The organism is Ruegeria sp. YTSC106, assembly GCF_059609765.1.
Window position 1 is genome coordinate 78,407 of the sequence record NZ_JBXWMI010000005.1, and the last position, 18,134, is coordinate 96,540.

The following is an 18,134-nucleotide window of genomic DNA, read 5'->3' on the forward strand; positions in this document are numbered from 1 at the left end:
AGGGACTCAGCAAAATGCACCTCCAGCATTTGCTTGCGCATTGATGCGGACCTGCATAGAAGCTGCGTTCGTATTCTATGCAGGAGGCCGATATGGGCTTTAAAATGGGAATCGTGGGTCTGCCGAACGTGGGCAAGTCGACCCTGTTCAATGCGTTGACCAAAACCGCTGCCGCGCAAGCCGCGAACTTCCCATTCTGCACCATCGAGCCCAACGTCGGCGATGTGGCCGTGCCAGATGACAGGCTGGACAAATTGGCAGCAATCGCCACGTCAAAACAGATCATCCCGACGCGGATGACATTCGTGGATATCGCCGGTCTGGTGAAGGGGGCCTCGAAAGGCGAGGGGCTGGGCAACCAGTTTCTGGCAAATATTCGCGAGGTCGATGCCATTGCCCATGTCTTGCGCTGTTTCGAAGATGGCGACGTGACCCATGTAGAAGGCCGCATCGATCCGGTGGCCGACGCCGAGACCATTGAAACCGAGTTGATGCTGGCCGATCTGGAAAGCATCGAAAAGCGCCGCGCCAACCTGGTGCGCAAACTGAAAGGCAACGACAAAGAGGCACAACAGCAGGAACGCCTGCTTGCCGAAGCGCAGGAGATGCTGGAGGACGGCAAACCTGCGCGTCTGGTCGAAGTTTCGGACGAAGACGCCAAAGCCTGGAAGATGTTGCAACTGCTGACCACCAAGCCGGTTCTTTATGTCTGTAACGTGTCCGAGGAAGAAGCCGCTGAAGGCAACGAATACTCAGCGAAAGTCGCCGAAATGGCTGCCGCCCAGGGCAATTCTCATGTCATCATCAGCGCCAAGATCGAAGAAGAGATCAGCCTGCTTGAAGCGGACGAGGCACAGATGTTCCTTGAGGAAATGGGTCTGGAAGAGCCCGGCCTCGACCGTCTGATCCGTGCCGGTTACGACCTGCTCAAGCTGGAAACCTATTTCACAGTCGGCCCGAAAGAAGCCCGCGCCTGGACCATCCCTACGGGCACTGCTGCACCGCAGGCGGCTGGTGTCATTCATGGTGATTTCGAAAAGGGTTTCATCCGCGCCGAGACCATCGCCTATAACGACTTTATTGCCTGCAACGGCGAGCAAGGGGCCAAAGAGGCGGGCAAAATGCGGGCCGAGGGAAAAAGCTACATCGTCAAGGATGGCGATGTAATGCACTTCTTGTTCAATACGTAACAGCAGAGTGCTTCCGCTTGGCTGAGCACCTTACGGGTAGTGCTTTGGTGAGGCTAAGGGCCGGTGCGAGCCCAAGGCAGTCAATCGTTCGACTTTTCCGAAATACTCAAAAAAGTACTCTGCCTTAAAAAAAAAAGGGTGTAGCCTCACTTGTGGAGTTGAGGGAGAAAGCTATTGCAATCAAAGGACCCGAAATATTTGGTAAGATACGCTCAGCGTGTAATTGTCTCTAGCTCCACGTTGGGAGCCTTGGCGTATTTCCTACTGCCCGGCGATGCCTGGGCCCAAAGTTCGCAATCTTGCGTTGAAGTTGGTGCTCCCCGTGACGAATACACTGCTGGAACAGAGACTATTCTTAGCGGGCAGACGATATCTTCTACTGTGAAAACCTGCCTACCAATTCCAAACGGGCCTATCACGGCGCTTCTGATTGGTAATTCTTCCATAACGCCTTCTGGGGAAATTGAGCTTTATGTCCCGGGGCAGAGTCAAAATCCAGACAAAGCATCGGTACTGACTTTGTTGAACGTCGATGTCGCGGCTGGGAGCGGCGACTTTGTTTCACGGGAGGCCTTGACGACGCAAATCAACGGCAGACTACGAGTCAATATTGTAGGGACTTCGATTGGATCAGGACGATCCATGACATTTGCGCCCGCAAATGGGGGTGATGTTGACCCAACCGAGGTTTATTTCCAATCAGACACGCCGTTAACTTACGATAACTTGACAGTAACAAACGCAACGGAAATCGCGTTTGGTGTGCTCAATATTCAGACAAGAGTTGCTCAAGCGTCTGATTTTACTCTGACCAACAGTTCGATGTCGGCCACTAGCGATATGGTGATAGGTGGCGGCACAACGCTACGACTCGATGCATCCAGCAGTCTGACCACGGTCGATTTTGATAACTTTGGTACTCTGGCCGGCAACGGCACCGTGAACGCATTCAATTTCAACGTGAGAAATGGCGCTGTTCTTTCACCGGGCTCCTCGATTGGCACGTTGAATATTAATAGTGCAATTTCCTTCGATGCAGGGTCGACGATTTTGTCGGAAGTCGACCCCACAGCGACACAAAACGCGGATCTGGTTTCGTCAACAGACGCAGTCACTGGTATCAACAAAGCTACCATACAAGTCGAAGCTGCTCGGCCCGGCCTGACTGCGCAAGACTATGCTGCTGGCAACAATTACACGGTTTTTCAAGCTTCAAGTTTTGATGGAGACTCACCGACATTAGTTGCCGGGGGAACCCTGCCGGCATTGTCCAGTTTGAGTATTGCAAATACCCCTACCACAGACGGTAGAATTGATATTGCCTTTGCGACTCTTCCCGTCTCGAGTTTGCCGCAGAATCCAGCAGTTGTCGGATCACCCAATGCAAGCAACCTTGCTGGTGCGGTGGCCAACACCACAAACACAGCACCCGGAACCAATCTGACTAATGGCTCAACCTTGGGCAATGCCGTTAACACGCTTACCAATTCAGGTTTGGCTGGATTTAACCGCGTGCATGCGGAACCCTATTCCTCAAACCTGACGGTCGGGCTCGAGCAACTGGATCTAATAACCAACACAGTGCTGAGCCACGCTGACTGCCGCAAGTATCAAGCGGTCGGCTTCAGTAATGAGGATCAACCCGTTGCAGCAGGCGAAATCGGCGCGGCCCAGAGCCCCAGCGGTGCGATAGACTGCTCTGATCGGCGCTGGTGGATCGACACGGCCTATGTGAGCGGGGACGTTGATGGAAGTAACGGTCTGGGGACATTCGGCTATTCGCTCGGCACCATTTTGGTCGGTGCGGATGTCTTCAGTTCGGAAAGAGGGGTCGTTGGCGTGTACGCAGGATTCGGGACGTCCTCCATGGATGAGCACGATCAAGTCGATCAGGACTTTTCGACCGACAGCTATCACGCGGGCGTCTACGGGCGTACTACGACCGGAACATGGGAGTTCTCCGGGCTGATCGGTTACATGTTCGGTGAAACTGACGCCAAGCGGAATAACCCATCTGTAGATGGGTTTACGGGAGGCGAGGCAAAGTCGGATTTGGACCAAGAAGGCATTCACGCCGGTATCCAAGCACGGAAGCTGTTTAACCTGGACAGTGGCGCAAGAGTTTCCACGGTTTTCGGACTAAACTACGGGCGCATCCAACAAGGCTCTGGAACAGAAACCGGAGGCGGCGATTTCAACTATTCAATTGAAAAAGCGGATGCAGAGTCTTTGGTCGCTTCGATTGGCGTCGACTATCAACGGGACTTCTTGAGTGAAAATGGTGTGCTAACCCCAATTGCCTTTGCTCGCTACGAGTACGACTTTTTTGCCAACAAGGATGGTGAGCATGAAGTCACGGTTACAAGCCCGATATTTGGGACATTTACGCAGGTTGGGCAAAACCGAGGAGCCAACGGCTTCGTTCTCGGGGTGGGGCTAGGGTATCAAATATCTGAGCAAGCCAGACTAACAGCAGGATACGGCTATTCGGTGCGTTCAAATGGTCAAGAACATGGTTTGGGGGCAAATCTTAGTGTTCGATTCTGATTTCGTGACACAGTTGTTTCTTTTTTGACATCATACACGTTGACCACAGTTGTTGGGGCAATCATCGATGAGCCCTGTGGACGTCAGCTTTGTCCCGCATACCCGACTGCCGGAATGGTCCCGGAACTGCCCGGATTGGTATTCTGTATATGAGGTTGCAGCTGTTTTTCGACGTGTCAGTTAGCCATTCTTTCCTCTCCTGTCTAATTCCCCTTAATGTGGGTTTCGACCCGTCATTCGAGAAACGTCCAAATGATCGAAATCCGCGACCTGCAACTGCTCAGCGCCCTTGCGCGGCACCGCCATTTTGCCAAGGCGGCCGAAGAGTGCGGGATTTCGCAACCTGCGTTCTCGATGCGCATTCGTAATCTTGAGGATCGGCTGGGCGTCTCCATTGTCCGCCGCGCCAACCGGTTTCAGGGTCTGACGGAAGAGGGAGAGATGATCGTCCAGCGGGCGCGTCGCATTCTGGATGACACCAAGGCACTCGAGCAACAGGTACTGGCCGCCAAAGGCGAGATCACCGGCACGCTGATTTTGGGCGTGATCCCGACGGCCATCGCCTTTACCGGGCGGCTCACCAAACGGTTGAGACAGGCGCATCCACGTATCATTACGCGCATCGAAACCATGTCAGCGACCGCCATTCAACACCGGCTGGACGAAGGCAGCCTGGACGCTGGGGTAACGTATGGCGACAGCATCGGGACCGACCTGCGGCAGGTGCAACCTTTGTACGAGGAAACCTATGTTCTGCTGGTCCCGTCGCACATGACGGACGAAACCGGTCCGATACCTTGGGCGCGCGTGGCCGAATTCCCGCTAAGTCTACTCGAGCCGCAGATGCAGAACCGGCGTATTCTGGATCATGTATTTGAAGATCAGGGTTTGTACCCGGACGTGGTTGCCGAAACCAGCGGGTTTACCGCTTCGATGGTGATGGCACGCGAGGGGCTGGCCGCCACGGTTGTGCCCCGTGTCCTTATTCGGGCATTGGGCGAGTTGAAAGGGACAAAGGTTCTGCCGCTGGTCGAGCCCATTGTCAGCAAACCGATTTGTCTGGCGACACGAAGCCGCGATCCAGAACTGCCAACTGTACGGGCGCTGCGCGCCGTGGTGACGTCTTTACGGTGATAAGGTGTCGTTATCGTGCAATTGCCAAAAGCGATTTGACGATATGTTAGCCTGATGAGACACGGGGCCTGAATCGGAGGGCATCATGGCACCATTAGACACCAAGCCATCAGTCGCACCCAAGGGCGTCTGGAAGTCAGGTAAAGGCAAGGGGCGACACACGCCCAAAGGTCGTCAATTCACGGATGAGGCGCAGGCTGAAATTCACCGCCTGCTGGGCGACCGTCCGCGCCGCCGCGATCTGCTGATCGAATTCCTGCATTTGATTCAGGATGAACACGGCCATATCAGTGCCGACCATATTGCCGCGCTAGCGGTCGAGATGCGGATCGGTCAGGCGGAAATCTACGAGACCGCGACGTTCTACGCTCATTTCGACGTGGTGAATGAAGGCGAGACTCCTCCGCCTGCGCTGACCATTCGCGTCTGTGATTCCCTGTCCTGCGAAATGGCGGGTGCCCAACAACTGCAAAAGGCACTGAAAGACGGTCTGGACCCAACCGAAGTCCGTGTGGTCCGCGCGCCCTGCATGGGCCGCTGTGACACAGCGCCGGTGCTGGAGATCGGTCACAACCATATCGACCATGCCAACCCCGATAAGGTGCAGGCCGCGATTGCTGCGGATGACACCCATGCCCATCTGCCCGACTACGAAGCTTTCGCAGCGTATGAGGCAAATGGCGGTTACGCCACGCTGAAAGAACTGCGTGACGGCGGCAATTGGGAGAATGTACAGGAAGATGTCCTGTCCTCGGGCCTGCGCGGTCTGGGCGGAGCGGGCTTCCCGTCGGGCAAAAAATGGGGCTTTGTTCGCATGAACGAAGGTCCGCGCTATCTGGCCGTCAATGGCGACGAGGGCGAGCCCGGCACCTTCAAAGACCGCTATTACCTGGAACGCACACCGCATGTCTTCCTTGAAGGCATGTTGATCGCCGCCTGGGCGGTCGAGGCCGAGACCTGCTTTATCTATATGCGCGACGAATACCCTGCGGTTCTGGAAATTCTGCGCCGCGAGATCGCCGCGCTGGAAGATGCCGGAACTGTTGAGCCTGGCTATATCGACCTGCGCCGTGGCGCTGGCGCCTATATTTGCGGTGAAGAATCCGCGATGATCGAGTCGATCGAAGGCAAAAAAGGCCTGCCGCGTCACCGACCGCCCTTCGTGGCGCAGGTCGGCGTGTTTGGACGCCCGACGCTGGTGCACAACGTGGAAACGCTCTACTGGGTGTCCAAGATCTGCCGGGAAGGTCCGGAAATCCTCAATTCGGTTGAAAAGAATGGCCGCAAGGGGCTGCGCAGTTATTCGGTCTCGGGCCGGGTGGCGAAACCCGGCGTCTACCTGCTGCCGGCAGGGTCGACCATTCTTGACGTGATTGATGCCGCCGGGGGCATGGCCGAAGGTCATGTGTTCAAGGCGTATCAACCGGGCGGGCCGTCGTCAGGTCTTCTCCCCTCCAGCATCGACGACATCCCGCTCGACTTTGACACCCTACAGCCGCTGGGCACGTTCATCGGGTCTGCTGCGGTTGTGGTTCTATCCGGTCAGGACACGGCCCGCGATGCGGCGCTGAACATGCTGCGATTCTTCGAGGACGAAAGCTGCGGCCAGTGCACCCCCTGTCGGGCGGGTTGCGAAAAAGCGGTCAAGCTGATGCAGGCCGACAAGTGGGATCAGAACCTGCTGGAAGATCTGTGTCAGGTCATGGGCGACGCCTCGATCTGTGGTCTGGGGCAGGCGGCCCCGAACCCGATCCGTCTGGTCATGAAACATTTCGCTGACGAAATCTGAGGGAGACAGAGCCATGCTTGATGCAAGCCCAACCAAGACCGTCACCTTCAACCTGAATGGCGATGACGTCACCGTGCCCGAAGGCACCACCATCTGGGACGCGGCCAATGGCCGTGGACTGGTTATTCCGCATCTGTGTCACAAACCGGCACCGGGTTACAAACCCGATGGCAACTGCCGCGCCTGTATGGTCGAGGTGGAAGGCGAGCGTACTCTGGTCGCCTCGTGCATCCGTCCGGCTGCTGACGGGATGGTCGTCAAGACTGACACCGACCGCGCCGAGAAATCCCGTGCGATGGTCATGGAACTGCTGGTGGCTGACCAGCCCGAGCAACCCCATGACGCATCCAGCCATTTCTGGGACATGGCCAGGCTGAACGATGTCAGCGACAGCCGCTTCCCGGCAAAAGAGGCCGAGAAGATCCTGCTGTTGGATGACAGCCACGTTGCGATGCGCGTCAATCTGGATGCCTGCATCAACTGCAACCTCTGCGTCCGTGCCTGCCGCGATGTGCAGGTGAATGACGTGATCGGCATGGCTGGCCGCGGCCACACCTCTCAGGTGGTGTTCGACCAGAACGACCCGATGGGCGATTCAACCTGTGTCGCTTGTGGTGAATGTGTTCAGGCGTGCCCGACCGGCGCCCTAATGCCTGCAACCGTGCTGGACGACCAACAGCAGGGGGACAGCAGAGATTACGACTCTGAGACCGAAAGCGTCTGCCCGTTCTGTGGCGTAGGCTGCAAGGTTTCGCTGAAGGTCAAGGACGGCAAGGTCAAGTATGTCGAGGGCATCAACGGCCCGGCAAACGAAGGCCGTTTGTGCGTCAAAGGCCGCTTTGGGTTCGACTACATCCACCACCCGCACCGCCTGACCAAGCCGTTGATCCGGCGCGAGGACGCGCCCGAGAAGGGGCTGAACGTCGATCCCGGTAACATCGGCACCCATTTCCGCGAAGCGACATGGGAAGAGGCGATGGATCTGGCCGCAACCAGGCTGATGGCCCTGCGCGACGAAAACCCGCTTTCGATTGCTGGCTTTGGTTCGGCCAAATGCACCAACGAAGAAGCTTATCTGTTTCAGAAGTTCATCCGTCAGGGGTTCAAGCACAACAACGTCGATCACTGCACCCGTTTGTGTCACGCATCGTCTGTGGCCGCTCTGATCGAGAACGTCGGCTCGGGCGCCGTGACCGCGACCTTCAACGAGATCGAAAACGCGGATGTGGCGATCATCATCGGGTCGAACCCGATCGAGAACCACCCCGTTGCCGCGACCTATTTCAAGCAGTTCGCCAAACGCGGCGGCAAGTTGATCGTGATGGACCCGCGCGGCGTTGGTATGCGCAAGTTTGCCGACGAAATGCTGCAATTCCGCCCGGGCGCGGATGTCTCGATGCTGAACGCGATCATGAACGTGATCGTCGAGGAAGAGCTGTATGACAGCCAGTACATCCACCGCTGGACCGAGAACTGGGAAGCCGAGAAAGAGCACCTGCGCCAGTTCACGCCCGAGGCGATGGCGCCGATCTGTGGCATCGAACCGGATCAGCTGCGCCGCGTTGCGCGCACCTTTGCACAAGCCAAGGCTGGTCTGATCTTCTGGGGCATGGGCGTCAGCCAGCACATCCACGGCACAGATAACTCACGCTGCCTGATCTCGCTGGCTCTGATGACCGGGAACGTCGGCAAACCCGGCGCGGGTCTGCACCCTCTGCGGGGCCAGAACAACGTGCAGGGCGCGTCAGACGCGGGTCTGATCCCGATGTTCCTGCCGGATTACAAAACGGTTACGGACGATGGCATTCGTGCGCAATTCACCAATGTCTGGAAATCGGATGATTTCTCGAACGAGAAGGGCCTGACCGTCACAGAGATCATCGACCAAGCCTATGCGGGCAACATCAAGGGCATGTACATTCAAGGTGAAAACCCGGCTATGTCCGATCCGGATGTTGGCCACGCACGTGAAGCGCTGGCCAAGCTGGACCTGATGATCGTGCAGGACATCTTCCTGACCGAAACCGCGAACTATGCGGACATCATCCTGCCGGCCTCGGCGCTGTATGAAAAGAACGGCACGGTGTCGAACACCAACCGTCAGGTTCAGCGTGTCCGTCCGGCCGTGGCACCTCCGGGTGAGGCACGCGAGGATTGGAAGATCACAGTCGAACTGGCACAGCGGATCGGTCTGAACTGGGATTACACCGACGTGTCTGAGGTCTTTGCCGAGATGAAACTGACTATGGAATCGCTGGACAATATCACGTGGGAACGGCTGGAAACCGAGACGATCACCTATCCGTCGCTCAGCGAAACCGATCCCGGCCAGTCTATCGTGTTCGGTGATGGTTTCCCTCGTGCGGGCGGCAAGGCAAGGTTCACACCGGCCAGCGTGATCCCGCCCGATGAGGCGCCCGATGACGAATACCCGATGATTGCCACCACTGGCCGTCAGCTGGAACATTGGCACACCGGATCGATGACCCGCCGCGCCAAGGTTCTTGACGCGGTTGAGCCCGAGGCCAACTGCTCGATGAACCCGCGCACACTGAAGCTGATGGGAATCGAACCGGGTGAAATGATCCGCCTGACCACGCGTCGTGGTTCGATTGAAATCATGGTGCGCGCCGACCGGGCAATTGCCGAAGACATGGTGTTCATTCCGTTTGCATATGTCGAAGCGGCAGCGAATATCCTGACGAACTCGGCCATCGACCCTTACGGCAAGATCCCCGAGTTCAAGTTCTCGGCCATTCGTGTCGAAAAGATCGAGGATGCGATCGCAGCGGAATGAGATCGCTGCCAGACTGAATAAAAGCGGCCTCGGAGGGGGCCGCTTTTTTCTTCGCCACGCTATAGTCTTACCGACTGCTTCATTTGACTGGCCCTTACGACTCGTTCGCTACATTTTTCTGAGGTCTTAGGCCGTGACCTCGGAGCAGGTGACTCGTCAGCAGCTGTGTTACAGTGACATGGAACGCCATGCCGCAGCGATAGAATGGCTGAAGGCACAAGATAATCAGAAGCTATTCGCGTTCCCAAGGGCGCCGAAAATTGCTGACAAACCAGGGAAAGGTGAGAAGACAAGCTGACAGGTCATGGAGTGAGATGTCGCGGTGTCTGTACAATTTCCCTGTTTCTAAATTTGCGAAAAAACCCGGATGTACTGGTGAATTACTCACTGGACACCGGTGAGTCTTATTGTCGTCTGGGATACCACGCTGGTTTCGGCACTTGAATCTTTCTGAAACAACGTTTCCCGACCACCAATGAAATCGGAATGAGCCGTCTAAAAGGCGTTTTGAACACCCTACACCTGCTCGCGCGACACGAAAGGGCGGCTCAATTTAGCTTCTTTTTGACAGTTGGTTAGTAATCGCGTTCGAAGAATAAACCCACGCCTGTCTCGCCACGACCATCGACGGTACCACGTACTGTGAAACTGTCGGTAACATCGAGATTCAAGTTCACTTCGGTGTCGCCTTCGGTGTTCACAGTGAAGTCTGTATAAAGGTTTTCACCCAGATACGCGCCAGCGCCCAAACGGCCCGCGCCGCCTTCCGAAGCACCGATGTCAACCGTATCCACTCCGGTGGAATCGCGCAGGCCTTTCGTTGCATCACCTCCCGCACCGCTAAGCTGCGCCAGTGATGCCGCCATCTGCGCGATCAGGAACGGCGAGATTTCTGAAAACCGGTTCCCGAAAAGCAGCATCGCCAGCGCTTCTTCAGCCGGACGTTCGGGATCGGAAAACACATTGACCTCAGGTGAATCCAGCGGGCCTGCAATTTCGATTGTCGCTGTGCCGTCGGACGTGCTGGCCGAAGACTCGAACTCGATATACGGTGTCAGGTCACCCTGTAGTGTGACAATCCCCTTTGTCAGTGCCAACCTGCGGCCCAGAATGTCGAAATTCCCCCGGATCAGTTCGATCTGACCGGACGGAACAACAGAGGCTGTGGTGCCCCCGATGAGAATCCGACCGCCCAGTTCTGCATTCACGCCTCGCCCTGTGACAAAAACCGCCTTGGGTGCAAGCAGGCTAATATCCAGCGCAATCCGGGACGCGCTTTTCTCGGATCCTTCGATCACAACCAATCCGGCACGCTCTCGCGTGACGAAACCGGGATGACTTTCGTTGATGTGCTGGATATCCGGGATAGGTGCCGCGCCTACCGCGCCGGACGCGGCTGCAAGGTTGATGTTGGTCTCGTCAAACGTGATCTGCCCGGCCAAAGAACTGTTTCCGGCCAAAGCCCCGGTCATAGCAATCTGGCCGTTCAGGGTGGTTTCATACAGCAACTGATCCGTCAGCACGAGGTTGTTCAGGGTGGTGGTGATCTGGGCGTTGAACGGAGGGGTCAGGTCTACAGGTCCGTTGACGCTAAAGCTGCCGCCCGCCCGAACTCCGCCATTCAGTGTGATGGTTGCGCGGCTTTGGGCCAGATCCACCTGACCACTGATCCCGGTAATGGTTTGACCCGCACCCGGAATGGCAAGCGATGTGCCCGAAGTGGTGACCGATCCGCTCAGTGACGCCAGCGTAGGCGCGCCCTTGAGGGCAAGATTGAAGCGCGCCGATCCGTCGATCTTGTTGGGTGTGATAAATACATTCGCGATTCCAAGGTTGATGCCGCCCTGAGCTGTCAGATCCGCCTGACCGCTAGTTTCGTCAAAGGTGCCGGCCAACGTGGTGTCTATGTCCGCGGGCCCTTGCGCCTTGGCGTCGATCGTCCAGACTCCATTGTCGCGCTGGGCCGTCCCTGTTGCTGCAACGGTGCCGGGGAACTCTGGAACAAACCGCTCAATCTGGTTTAGTTTGGCGTCAAAGTCGACGTCGGCAGACCCATTCCGGTCAACTGTTCCCTGAAGGCTGGCGAATGAGCTGTCTGGTCCGTCCAGACGGGCAGTGCCTTCTAGCCCAGAACCGGTTGGAGCGACGTTCCCGCTCAGGCTAAGCGGGCCGGACAAGGTTTGCGACAGGCGGCCGAGGTCATCCAATTTGGCGGAAAAGTCCAATCCGCCAGCGTTTCGGTCCAACTTTCCTGATGCATTTGCCGACAGGGCGGTTCCAATCAGTTGGAACGTGCGGATGTTCAGGCCTTCGTCGTTATTCACCGCGTCCACGGTCAGATTCGTTCGCCCCTGGATCAGGTCGTCTACGGCATCGATTCCGGTTTTGATATCGTCCGCAGCCAAATTGCCTATTACGTCGAACGCCATGCTGCCGACCGCGCCCTTGCCGGCAACATCCGCACGGATCGCTCCTGCCAGATCGCGTTTGGCAAGGCCTGAAAACAGCGAAAGGTCCGGGATGTTCAGATTGGCTTGTCCGTCAATAGCCAAAGCACTCTTTGGGTCGTCTATGGTGGCAGAGGCTTTGGCGGTCAGGGCAGAACCGTTCACCGTCGCGTCGCGGATCACAATCCGTTCCTGGCTCAGCGCACCGTCGAACGTGATCTCGTTGCGACCGGCCAACAGCGGATCAATCTCGGCCAGGCCGGTTTTGATGTCCCGGCCGGACACGCTGGCTGTGCCGTCAAACTCCAGCGTCTGAACGGTTCCCTTTCCGTTCAGTTTCGCTTGCACTGCACCCCCAAGCTCGCGGTTGGCAAGGCCTGAGAACACTGAAAGGTCCCGGGAATTGACCGTTGCCTGACCATCGATAGCCACGTTGCCATCAGGTGTCGTTACCGTGCCATCGACCTGCGCGCGCAAGGTATCCCCGATCAGGGTAAAATCACGGACGGTTACACCATCTGCGCCGCGCTTGGCGTCGAGCGTAATCGTTGTTTTTCCCCGGATCACCGGATCGATGTCATCACGCCCGGAAGAGAGGTCAGTGCCCTCGACCTCCAGTTTGCCGTCGAAACTGCCTTCCAGTGGTGAACCCTGACCAGTCAGTCGGGCAGAGACCTGACCGCCCAGCTCCAGCTTGGCCAGTTCCGAAAATCGGGACAAGTCCGTGGCTTCTAGAGTGGCGGTGCCGTCGACGGCCAACCCGGTGGACAGGCCGCTGATCAATGCGTCGATGCCCAAATCGTAGTCCAAACCGACCAGTTCGAACCCGGTCAGGTTGAGGGATTGGTCACTGCCATATTCGAAGGTGCCATCCAGAGTAATGCGGCTGCCCACTGCTGCATTCAGCCCGGAGTCAGCCATTTTGATACCGTCCAGAGCGGCTTGCAGATCGCCGTCGAAGCTCAGGGCATCACCCTGTTCCAGGGTTCCCTGCGCCGAGACTTGCGCGCGCTGCACGTCGAGCTGTTCGGTTTTCACGGCCTTCGCGGTCAGGCTCAGATCCCAAAGGTTGCCGTTCTTTTCGTCGAACAGCGCGGAAATCTGTGCCGCTCCAATGGATGTGTCGCCGCCTGAGACAGGCAGAACAACGCTTTGCCCTTCTGGCGGAGTAATTCGCCCCTGAAGGGCCGCCAGTTGAAGCTGACCACCCGCTGCCAGTTCCAGCTGACCCTCAAGGTTCAGCGCTTGCGAGGTGAGTTCCAGATCACTGATGGTCAGCGCACCGTCGGGCAGCGTCCGCCCATCCACATACAGCCGTGTTTTGGCGCCGAAGAATGTATCCATATTGTCGGCTACAAATGGTGTCAGATCACCGCCGAGATCGGCGGTAAAGGCAATACCCTCTTCCGCGCTTGCCGCCGCAGTCGGGGCCGAGCGCAACCGTACCTGCCCTGTCACCCGAGGCTGACTATCGCTGCTGAGGCCGATATCTGCTGTGAAGTCGGTCACCGGTCCGGACCCTTTCGCGGTCAATCCAATCGGCGGACTGTCCGGAATTTTCAGAGCGGCCGAGATCAGACCGCCCGCTGCCTCTGTCACCTGAAGGTCAAGATCGATCTGGCTGTCTGAATTCTGAAAGCCCGCAGTCAACTTGATTTCATCACCGGCCCGATCCAGCCGGGTAATATCCAGATTGGTGTCCAGCGTCCCGTCGACAAGTGACAGGTTGCCATTGACCGCCAATTCCGCGGCCACTCCGATCAGAGGCTGGCCCAAAGCCAGCTCGTCGATGCGGATTTCGCCGATTTCGATGGCAACGGGTAGTTCAGGCAGTTGGAAGCCTTTTGTTTCTGCGGTCGGCGGCGGCGTATCCTTGGTGGTGGTGCCCGGCGCGCGGGCGACGTCGATCTCGTGCGCAGTCAAAGCATTGACCGAGAACCGCCCACGGATCAAAGCCAGTCGGTTCCAGTCCAGTTCGGCATCCTTGATGGTAAGCCAGACTCCTTCGTCATCTGCAACTGTGATCTCGGCAATCGTGGCGCGTGAACTTAGCGCACCTTGCAAGCCTTTGACGGTGACGTTCTGATCGTCGCCCGACAGGGTATCCTGTAGGAACCGCTCGATCATGCTGCCGCCTTCATCTTCCTGCGGATGTCCGGCCACCGGCACGAATGCCAGCGCGCCGATCAACAGAGGGTATGAAAGGTATCGTCTCAAAACGCCTGTCCGATCCCGATGTAGAACTGTAGCCCGTCCCCGGTGGGACCGCTGACAGGATAGGCCAGATCAAAGCGCAGGGGGCCAAACCCGCCCAGATCATATCTTACGCCAATACCAGCGCCAGAGTGGTCTTCTGCGCCGCTGCCGATAAAGGACGACGTGTCGACAACACCGTAGTCATAAAATCCGACCAATGACAGGCTGTCGGTTACCTTGCCACGGATCTCACCGGACAAGCCAATAAACGACTTACCGCCCGCGATGCCGGTCCCGACCGGAATGCCGAGACTTTCATACGGCTGCCCGCGCACGGTTCCCGCGCCGCCCGAGAAGAACAGAAAGTCAGGTGTGACGCCATCGGCGGGTGGGCCAATCACGGATCCCAGTTGCGCGCGACCGGCCAAAACGATCCGCCCCCCTGTCCCCAGGCTGGTATAGGCCCGCCCATCAAAGAAAAGGCGGATGCCGGTATCCGTACCGGAAATTCCGACAAAGGGCATGACTTGCGAGTCCAGATAGAATCCGCGCGTGGCGCTGACTTTGCTGTCGCGTTGGTCCCATTCGGATCGGAACGGCAGGATGAAATACCTGAACTTGCGCCCGCTGCCATATGCATCGTCCGCGTCCGACCACTGAAATCCGGCCGATGCCTCGGCGTAGAGACTGTCTGAAAACGTTCGGCGCGCACCATAGGCCAGCGAAGCCACCGTCACATTATAGTTTTCCGTGTTGCGGCGTTCCAGCAGGGTGCTCCAGAAGGTGTTGTCATCGGGGCCAAGCCGGTCAGGTTGATCCAGACGCAGCCCGATCCGGCCATCGATATCCTCGGCACCACCAATATTTCGAACCGCCGCTTCGAAGCGCAGACGTTCTGCGCGCCTGAACATGTTGCGATGGGTCCATGTCGCGGTCACATCAACACCATCGCGAGAGGCCAGTTCCACACCAAAGGTCAACCGACGTTTGGGCAAGTCTTCGAACGTGGCATCGAAATCCAGTGTGCCATCGGGGTTTGGGGTCTCTCGTTCCTGCAGCGAGACCACGTTGAACGTACCGGTCCGGCGCAATCGTGTTCCAACCTTCTGAATTTTCTCGGGCGAATATACCTCTCCACTGGGGAACCCGGCGATCTTTTCGATGGACCTGTGACGCACATCTGAATCGCCTTTGATTAACATTCTGCCAAATGTCAGCCTGCGTCCGGGATCAAGGTCGATCTGGGCATCCAGGCGGGCTTGTGCGTGGCGCGCGATGATTGTCTGACCCGCAACACTGGCTTTTGCATGACCAGCGTTCCTCCAGCCCTGAACACCGGCCGAGGAGGCCTGTTGAATGGCTCCGGTTGTCGCCAGTTTCCCAGAGGCAAAGTCTTCGGGCAGCTCCGTGTCGGGGGCCAGGGGCTGAACAATGGCGGTGCCGAATTTGAAGCTTGGCCCGGTTTCAACGGTAATCGCAGCACGGTTGATTTGTGCAGGCACCGTGAGAGAGCTCAGTTCGGCCGCTTCCAGTCCATCAAGCTTGATGCTGACGACCGGACTGAAATACCCATCGTCGTACAGGATTTGTACAATCGTTCGGTAATCCGACAAAGCCGCTGAGAGGATTTCAAGCGGGGTGTCGAGGCCACGTTCTTCAGCCGTCGTTACTGAGGATGTCTTTTCGAGTCGTTCAACCAGTTCTTTCGATGCGCCGGGGGCAGAGAGTGAGGTTTCCAGCGCCACCAGTGTGGTTGGGGCCAAAGTCACAACTGCGGCCATCAGCCAGCGCCCCAGACGGCATTGCCGCTTGCTCCTTCGCATGAATTGCCCCAAATGCCCCAATTCCAGTTCTCTTGCCCGCGCCATGCACGGTCGTTTGAATTCAGGTTAGAGCATCTGAATGCGGAAGAGGAAAGGAATTATGCATGAGACACGTTTTTTTTGGGCCTTATTGTGTTGACGTCACCGCCCGGCTATTCGGCTGCCATAAGGCGGGCCACGTCCAGCATTCGCGCCGAAAACCCCCATTCGTTGTCGTACCAACCAAAGACCCTAATCTGATTTTCACCCACCATACGGGTCTCAGGCCCGGCAATAACCAGCGATTCAGGGCGAGCCCGCAGGTCGGACGAGACCAGAGGCAAGTCAGTCCAGCCAAGCACAGGTGATGCAGCAACGGCCTGCTTCAGGGCGTGATCGAAGGTTTCTGCACTCATGCCGCGCTGCAATGTGACCACAAGGTCCACGGCTGACACACTTGCCGTGGGAACGCGGACAGCCGCGCCCGAAATGCGCCCGGCCAGATGAGGCAGGACGACATCGATAAGGAGCATCGCGCTCGATGTGGTCGGCACCATCGACAGTGCCCCTGCCCGAGAACGGGCCAGGTCGCCGCGCGGGGCATCGACCATTGGCTGGCTGTTGGTATAGCAGTGGATGGTGGTCATGTGCCCCGATGCGACGCGGCCGATATCGTCGATGGCCTTGACCAGTGGCGCCAGCCCATTGGTGGTGCAGGACGCGTTTGACACAATCCGGGCGTTGCCCAACTGGTCCTCGTTTGCGCCCAGAACGATGGTGACATCAGCGGCGGGGGATGGGCCTGAGATCAGTACTTTACCTGCGCCCGCGGACAACCCGCGACGCGCAACGTCCGAGCTGCGGGCGATACCCGTACAATCCAGCATGACGTCAACGCCCGACAGATCAACGCGGGACAGATCGGCGCTGTGGGTCATGGGAATCGCGCGTCCATCCACGATCAGCGCGGCGTCCCCCCCGAACACATCGCCGGGATAGGGGCCGAATGTGCTGTCGTATTTGAACAGGTATGCGCAGGTGTCCAGCGGCGCGATGTCATTGATCAGCACCAGCTCGATATCCGACCCAGCCGGCAGGGCCAGAACCTGCCGCAGGATCGTGCGGCCAATGCGGCCGAATCCGTTAATCGCGAGTCTCATGCGCAAGCTATGGCAGGCCGGTCGGGTGACCTCAATGCCTGATCTGACGCTGTGTCAGTTGCAACTGACCTGCGAGAAAAACTGGCCCGAGATGTTCTGATACATACTGGCCACGATCGGTTTGCACCCGGTTGCCTGCTGAATCGCGGCAATGGCCTGAACCGTACGCAGGCGCGGTGGAGGTCCGAAGGGGTTGAGGTTGTTGTTGTCGCGCGTGGCGCGATAAACGACCGGCGCGTCGGAAACCTGTGTCACCGCCCAGTTGCGGCTCATGACGAAGACGGATTTGGTTTCTTCCTTGGCCGATATCGGCGAGGTATATAGGGCCGCAGATGCAGCGAGTGCTGCGATGGCCATTGGGGCAGGGCGTAGTTTCATGGAACAATCTCCAGTGCTAAAAATCAGAATTTACTTGAATTTCAGCAAATTCAGGCCCGTCTGTGAAGCCCTAAGGTCATAAAATTGTGGCGCCACCTTGTCGGGCAGTTGTAACCGGCGAGGCGGGGGCAAAGGCAAATGTCGGTTGAAGCCCTTGTGCCACCAAAACCTGAATCGCCCCGGATCGCCTGTATTGCAGGCTTGCGAACAGAAATCGCGTAGATAGGCCAGTTCGGGATAATTTGAAGGTTCGCTTCGGGGCTTGGCCCCGCCGGATCAGGTGTATAACCTTGACCACAAATGATTTCAGTTCTGTGAGGCCGCCATGAATGCCCCGATTTTAACCGCCATAGCCGCATTCGGCATTCTTTTGATGACCAATGCGGTCGAGGCCAAGCCGCTATCTCGAATCATAGCCGAGATGGGGTTGTCTCCAGCAGATTTTGAAGTGGTCAACGCGGCCTCAAACGCGCTTTTGACCAGTGGCACGCCATCCGTGGGCCAGGAGCGGCCATGGAAGAATGACGACACGGGTTCAAAAGGAACAATCCGGGTGCAATCGGTGAAGGGAAATTGCGTTGGTCTTCAGCATGTGATTCAGCCGGACGGTGGTGATCAGAGCAGGGAAATCCGAACCCGCCGATGCAACGATGGCAATGGCAACTGGATCCTTACGCCCTGATCATCGGGTCAG

At 57.5% G+C, this 18,134-nt stretch carries 10 protein-coding genes; 6 read left to right on the forward strand and 4 right to left on the reverse strand.

The features are described from left to right. The first annotated feature begins 92 nt into the window (after window positions 1–92). The 5 genes from ychF (at window position 93) to fdhF (ending at window position 9,457) form a co-directional block, all read left to right on the forward strand. The gene (ychF, locus tag AC2FEB_RS08730; protein WP_117872830.1) at window positions 93–1,190 is read left to right on the forward strand and encodes a redox-regulated ATPase YchF; all 1,098 of its coding nucleotides are present in this window, start codon (window positions 93–95) and stop codon (window positions 1,188–1,190) included. A gap of 642 nt (window positions 1,191–1,832) precedes the next feature. Beyond that, window positions 1,833–3,737, forward strand: coding sequence for an autotransporter family protein (locus AC2FEB_RS08735; RefSeq protein ID WP_496884000.1), 1,905 nt, complete (start codon window positions 1,833–1,835; stop codon window positions 3,735–3,737). A 252-nt stretch (window positions 3,738–3,989) separates the two neighbouring features. Then, window positions 3,990–4,871 carry a LysR family transcriptional regulator gene (locus AC2FEB_RS08740; protein WP_496676548.1) on the forward strand — a complete coding sequence of 294 codons (882 nt, stop codon included), beginning with the start codon at window positions 3,990–3,992 and terminating at the stop codon, window positions 4,869–4,871. A gap of 85 nt (window positions 4,872–4,956) precedes the next feature. Beyond that, on the forward strand, window positions 4,957–6,660 hold the full coding sequence (locus AC2FEB_RS08745) for an NAD(P)H-dependent oxidoreductase subunit E (RefSeq protein WP_496676551.1): 1,704 nt from the start codon (window positions 4,957–4,959) through the stop codon (window positions 6,658–6,660). A gap of 13 nt (window positions 6,661–6,673) precedes the next feature. Then, window positions 6,674–9,457 (forward strand): formate dehydrogenase subunit alpha, encoded by a 2,784-nt coding sequence (fdhF, locus tag AC2FEB_RS08750; RefSeq protein ID WP_496884001.1) that lies wholly within the window; start codon window positions 6,674–6,676, stop codon window positions 9,455–9,457. Window positions 9,458–10,032: 575 nt separating this feature from the next. Here fdhF and AC2FEB_RS08755 read toward each other — a convergent pair. The 4 genes from AC2FEB_RS08755 to AC2FEB_RS08770 form a co-directional block, all read right to left on the reverse strand. Then, on the reverse strand, window positions 10,033–14,121 hold the full coding sequence (locus tag AC2FEB_RS08755; protein WP_496676554.1) for a translocation/assembly module TamB domain-containing protein: 4,089 nt from the start codon (window positions 14,119–14,121) through the stop codon (window positions 10,033–10,035). Beyond that, on the reverse strand, window positions 14,118–15,881 hold the full coding sequence (locus tag AC2FEB_RS08760) for an autotransporter assembly complex protein TamA (protein WP_496676602.1): 1,764 nt from the start codon (window positions 15,879–15,881) through the stop codon (window positions 14,118–14,120). The genes AC2FEB_RS08755 and AC2FEB_RS08760 overlap by 4 nt, the downstream gene beginning before the upstream one ends. A 194-nt stretch (window positions 15,882–16,075) precedes the next feature. Further along, window positions 16,076–17,062 carry a type I glyceraldehyde-3-phosphate dehydrogenase gene (locus AC2FEB_RS08765; RefSeq protein ID WP_496676556.1) on the reverse strand — a complete coding sequence of 329 codons (987 nt, stop codon included), beginning with the start codon at window positions 17,060–17,062 and terminating at the stop codon, window positions 16,076–16,078. Between the two features lie 54 nt (window positions 17,063–17,116). Then, window positions 17,117–17,440, reverse strand: a complete 324-nt coding sequence (locus tag AC2FEB_RS08770) for a hypothetical protein (RefSeq protein ID WP_496676559.1) — start codon at window positions 17,438–17,440, stop codon at window positions 17,117–17,119. A gap of 325 nt (window positions 17,441–17,765) precedes the next feature. Between AC2FEB_RS08770 and AC2FEB_RS08775 the strand changes: the two genes are divergently transcribed. Next, window positions 17,766–18,122, forward strand: coding sequence for a hypothetical protein (locus tag AC2FEB_RS08775; protein ID WP_496676562.1), 357 nt, complete (start codon window positions 17,766–17,768; stop codon window positions 18,120–18,122). Window positions 18,123–18,134: the final 12 nt, after the last annotated feature.

What these genes read in the sequence shown, in the direction of transcription:
- ychF (WP_117872830.1), top strand. Translation starts at nt 93, where the DNA reads ATGGGCTTTAAAATGGGAATCGTGGGTCTGCCGAACGTGGGCAAGTCG.
- AC2FEB_RS08735 (WP_496884000.1), top strand. Translation starts at nt 1,833, where the DNA reads ATGACATTTGCGCCCGCAAATGGGGGTGATGTTGACCCAACCGAGGTT.
- AC2FEB_RS08740 (WP_496676548.1), top strand. Translation starts at nt 3,990, where the DNA reads ATGATCGAAATCCGCGACCTGCAACTGCTCAGCGCCCTTGCGCGGCAC.
- AC2FEB_RS08745 (WP_496676551.1), top strand. Translation starts at nt 4,957, where the DNA reads ATGGCACCATTAGACACCAAGCCATCAGTCGCACCCAAGGGCGTCTGG.
- fdhF (WP_496884001.1), top strand. Translation starts at nt 6,674, where the DNA reads ATGCTTGATGCAAGCCCAACCAAGACCGTCACCTTCAACCTGAATGGC.
- AC2FEB_RS08760 (WP_496676602.1), bottom strand. Translation starts at nt 15,881, where the DNA reads ATGGCCGCAGTTGTGACTTTGGCCCCAACCACACTGGTGGCGCTGGAA.
- AC2FEB_RS08765 (WP_496676556.1), bottom strand. Translation starts at nt 17,062, where the DNA reads ATGAGACTCGCGATTAACGGATTCGGCCGCATTGGCCGCACGATCCTG.
- AC2FEB_RS08770 (WP_496676559.1), bottom strand. Translation starts at nt 17,440, where the DNA reads ATGAAACTACGCCCTGCCCCAATGGCCATCGCAGCACTCGCTGCATCT.
- AC2FEB_RS08775 (WP_496676562.1), top strand. Translation starts at nt 17,766, where the DNA reads ATGAATGCCCCGATTTTAACCGCCATAGCCGCATTCGGCATTCTTTTG.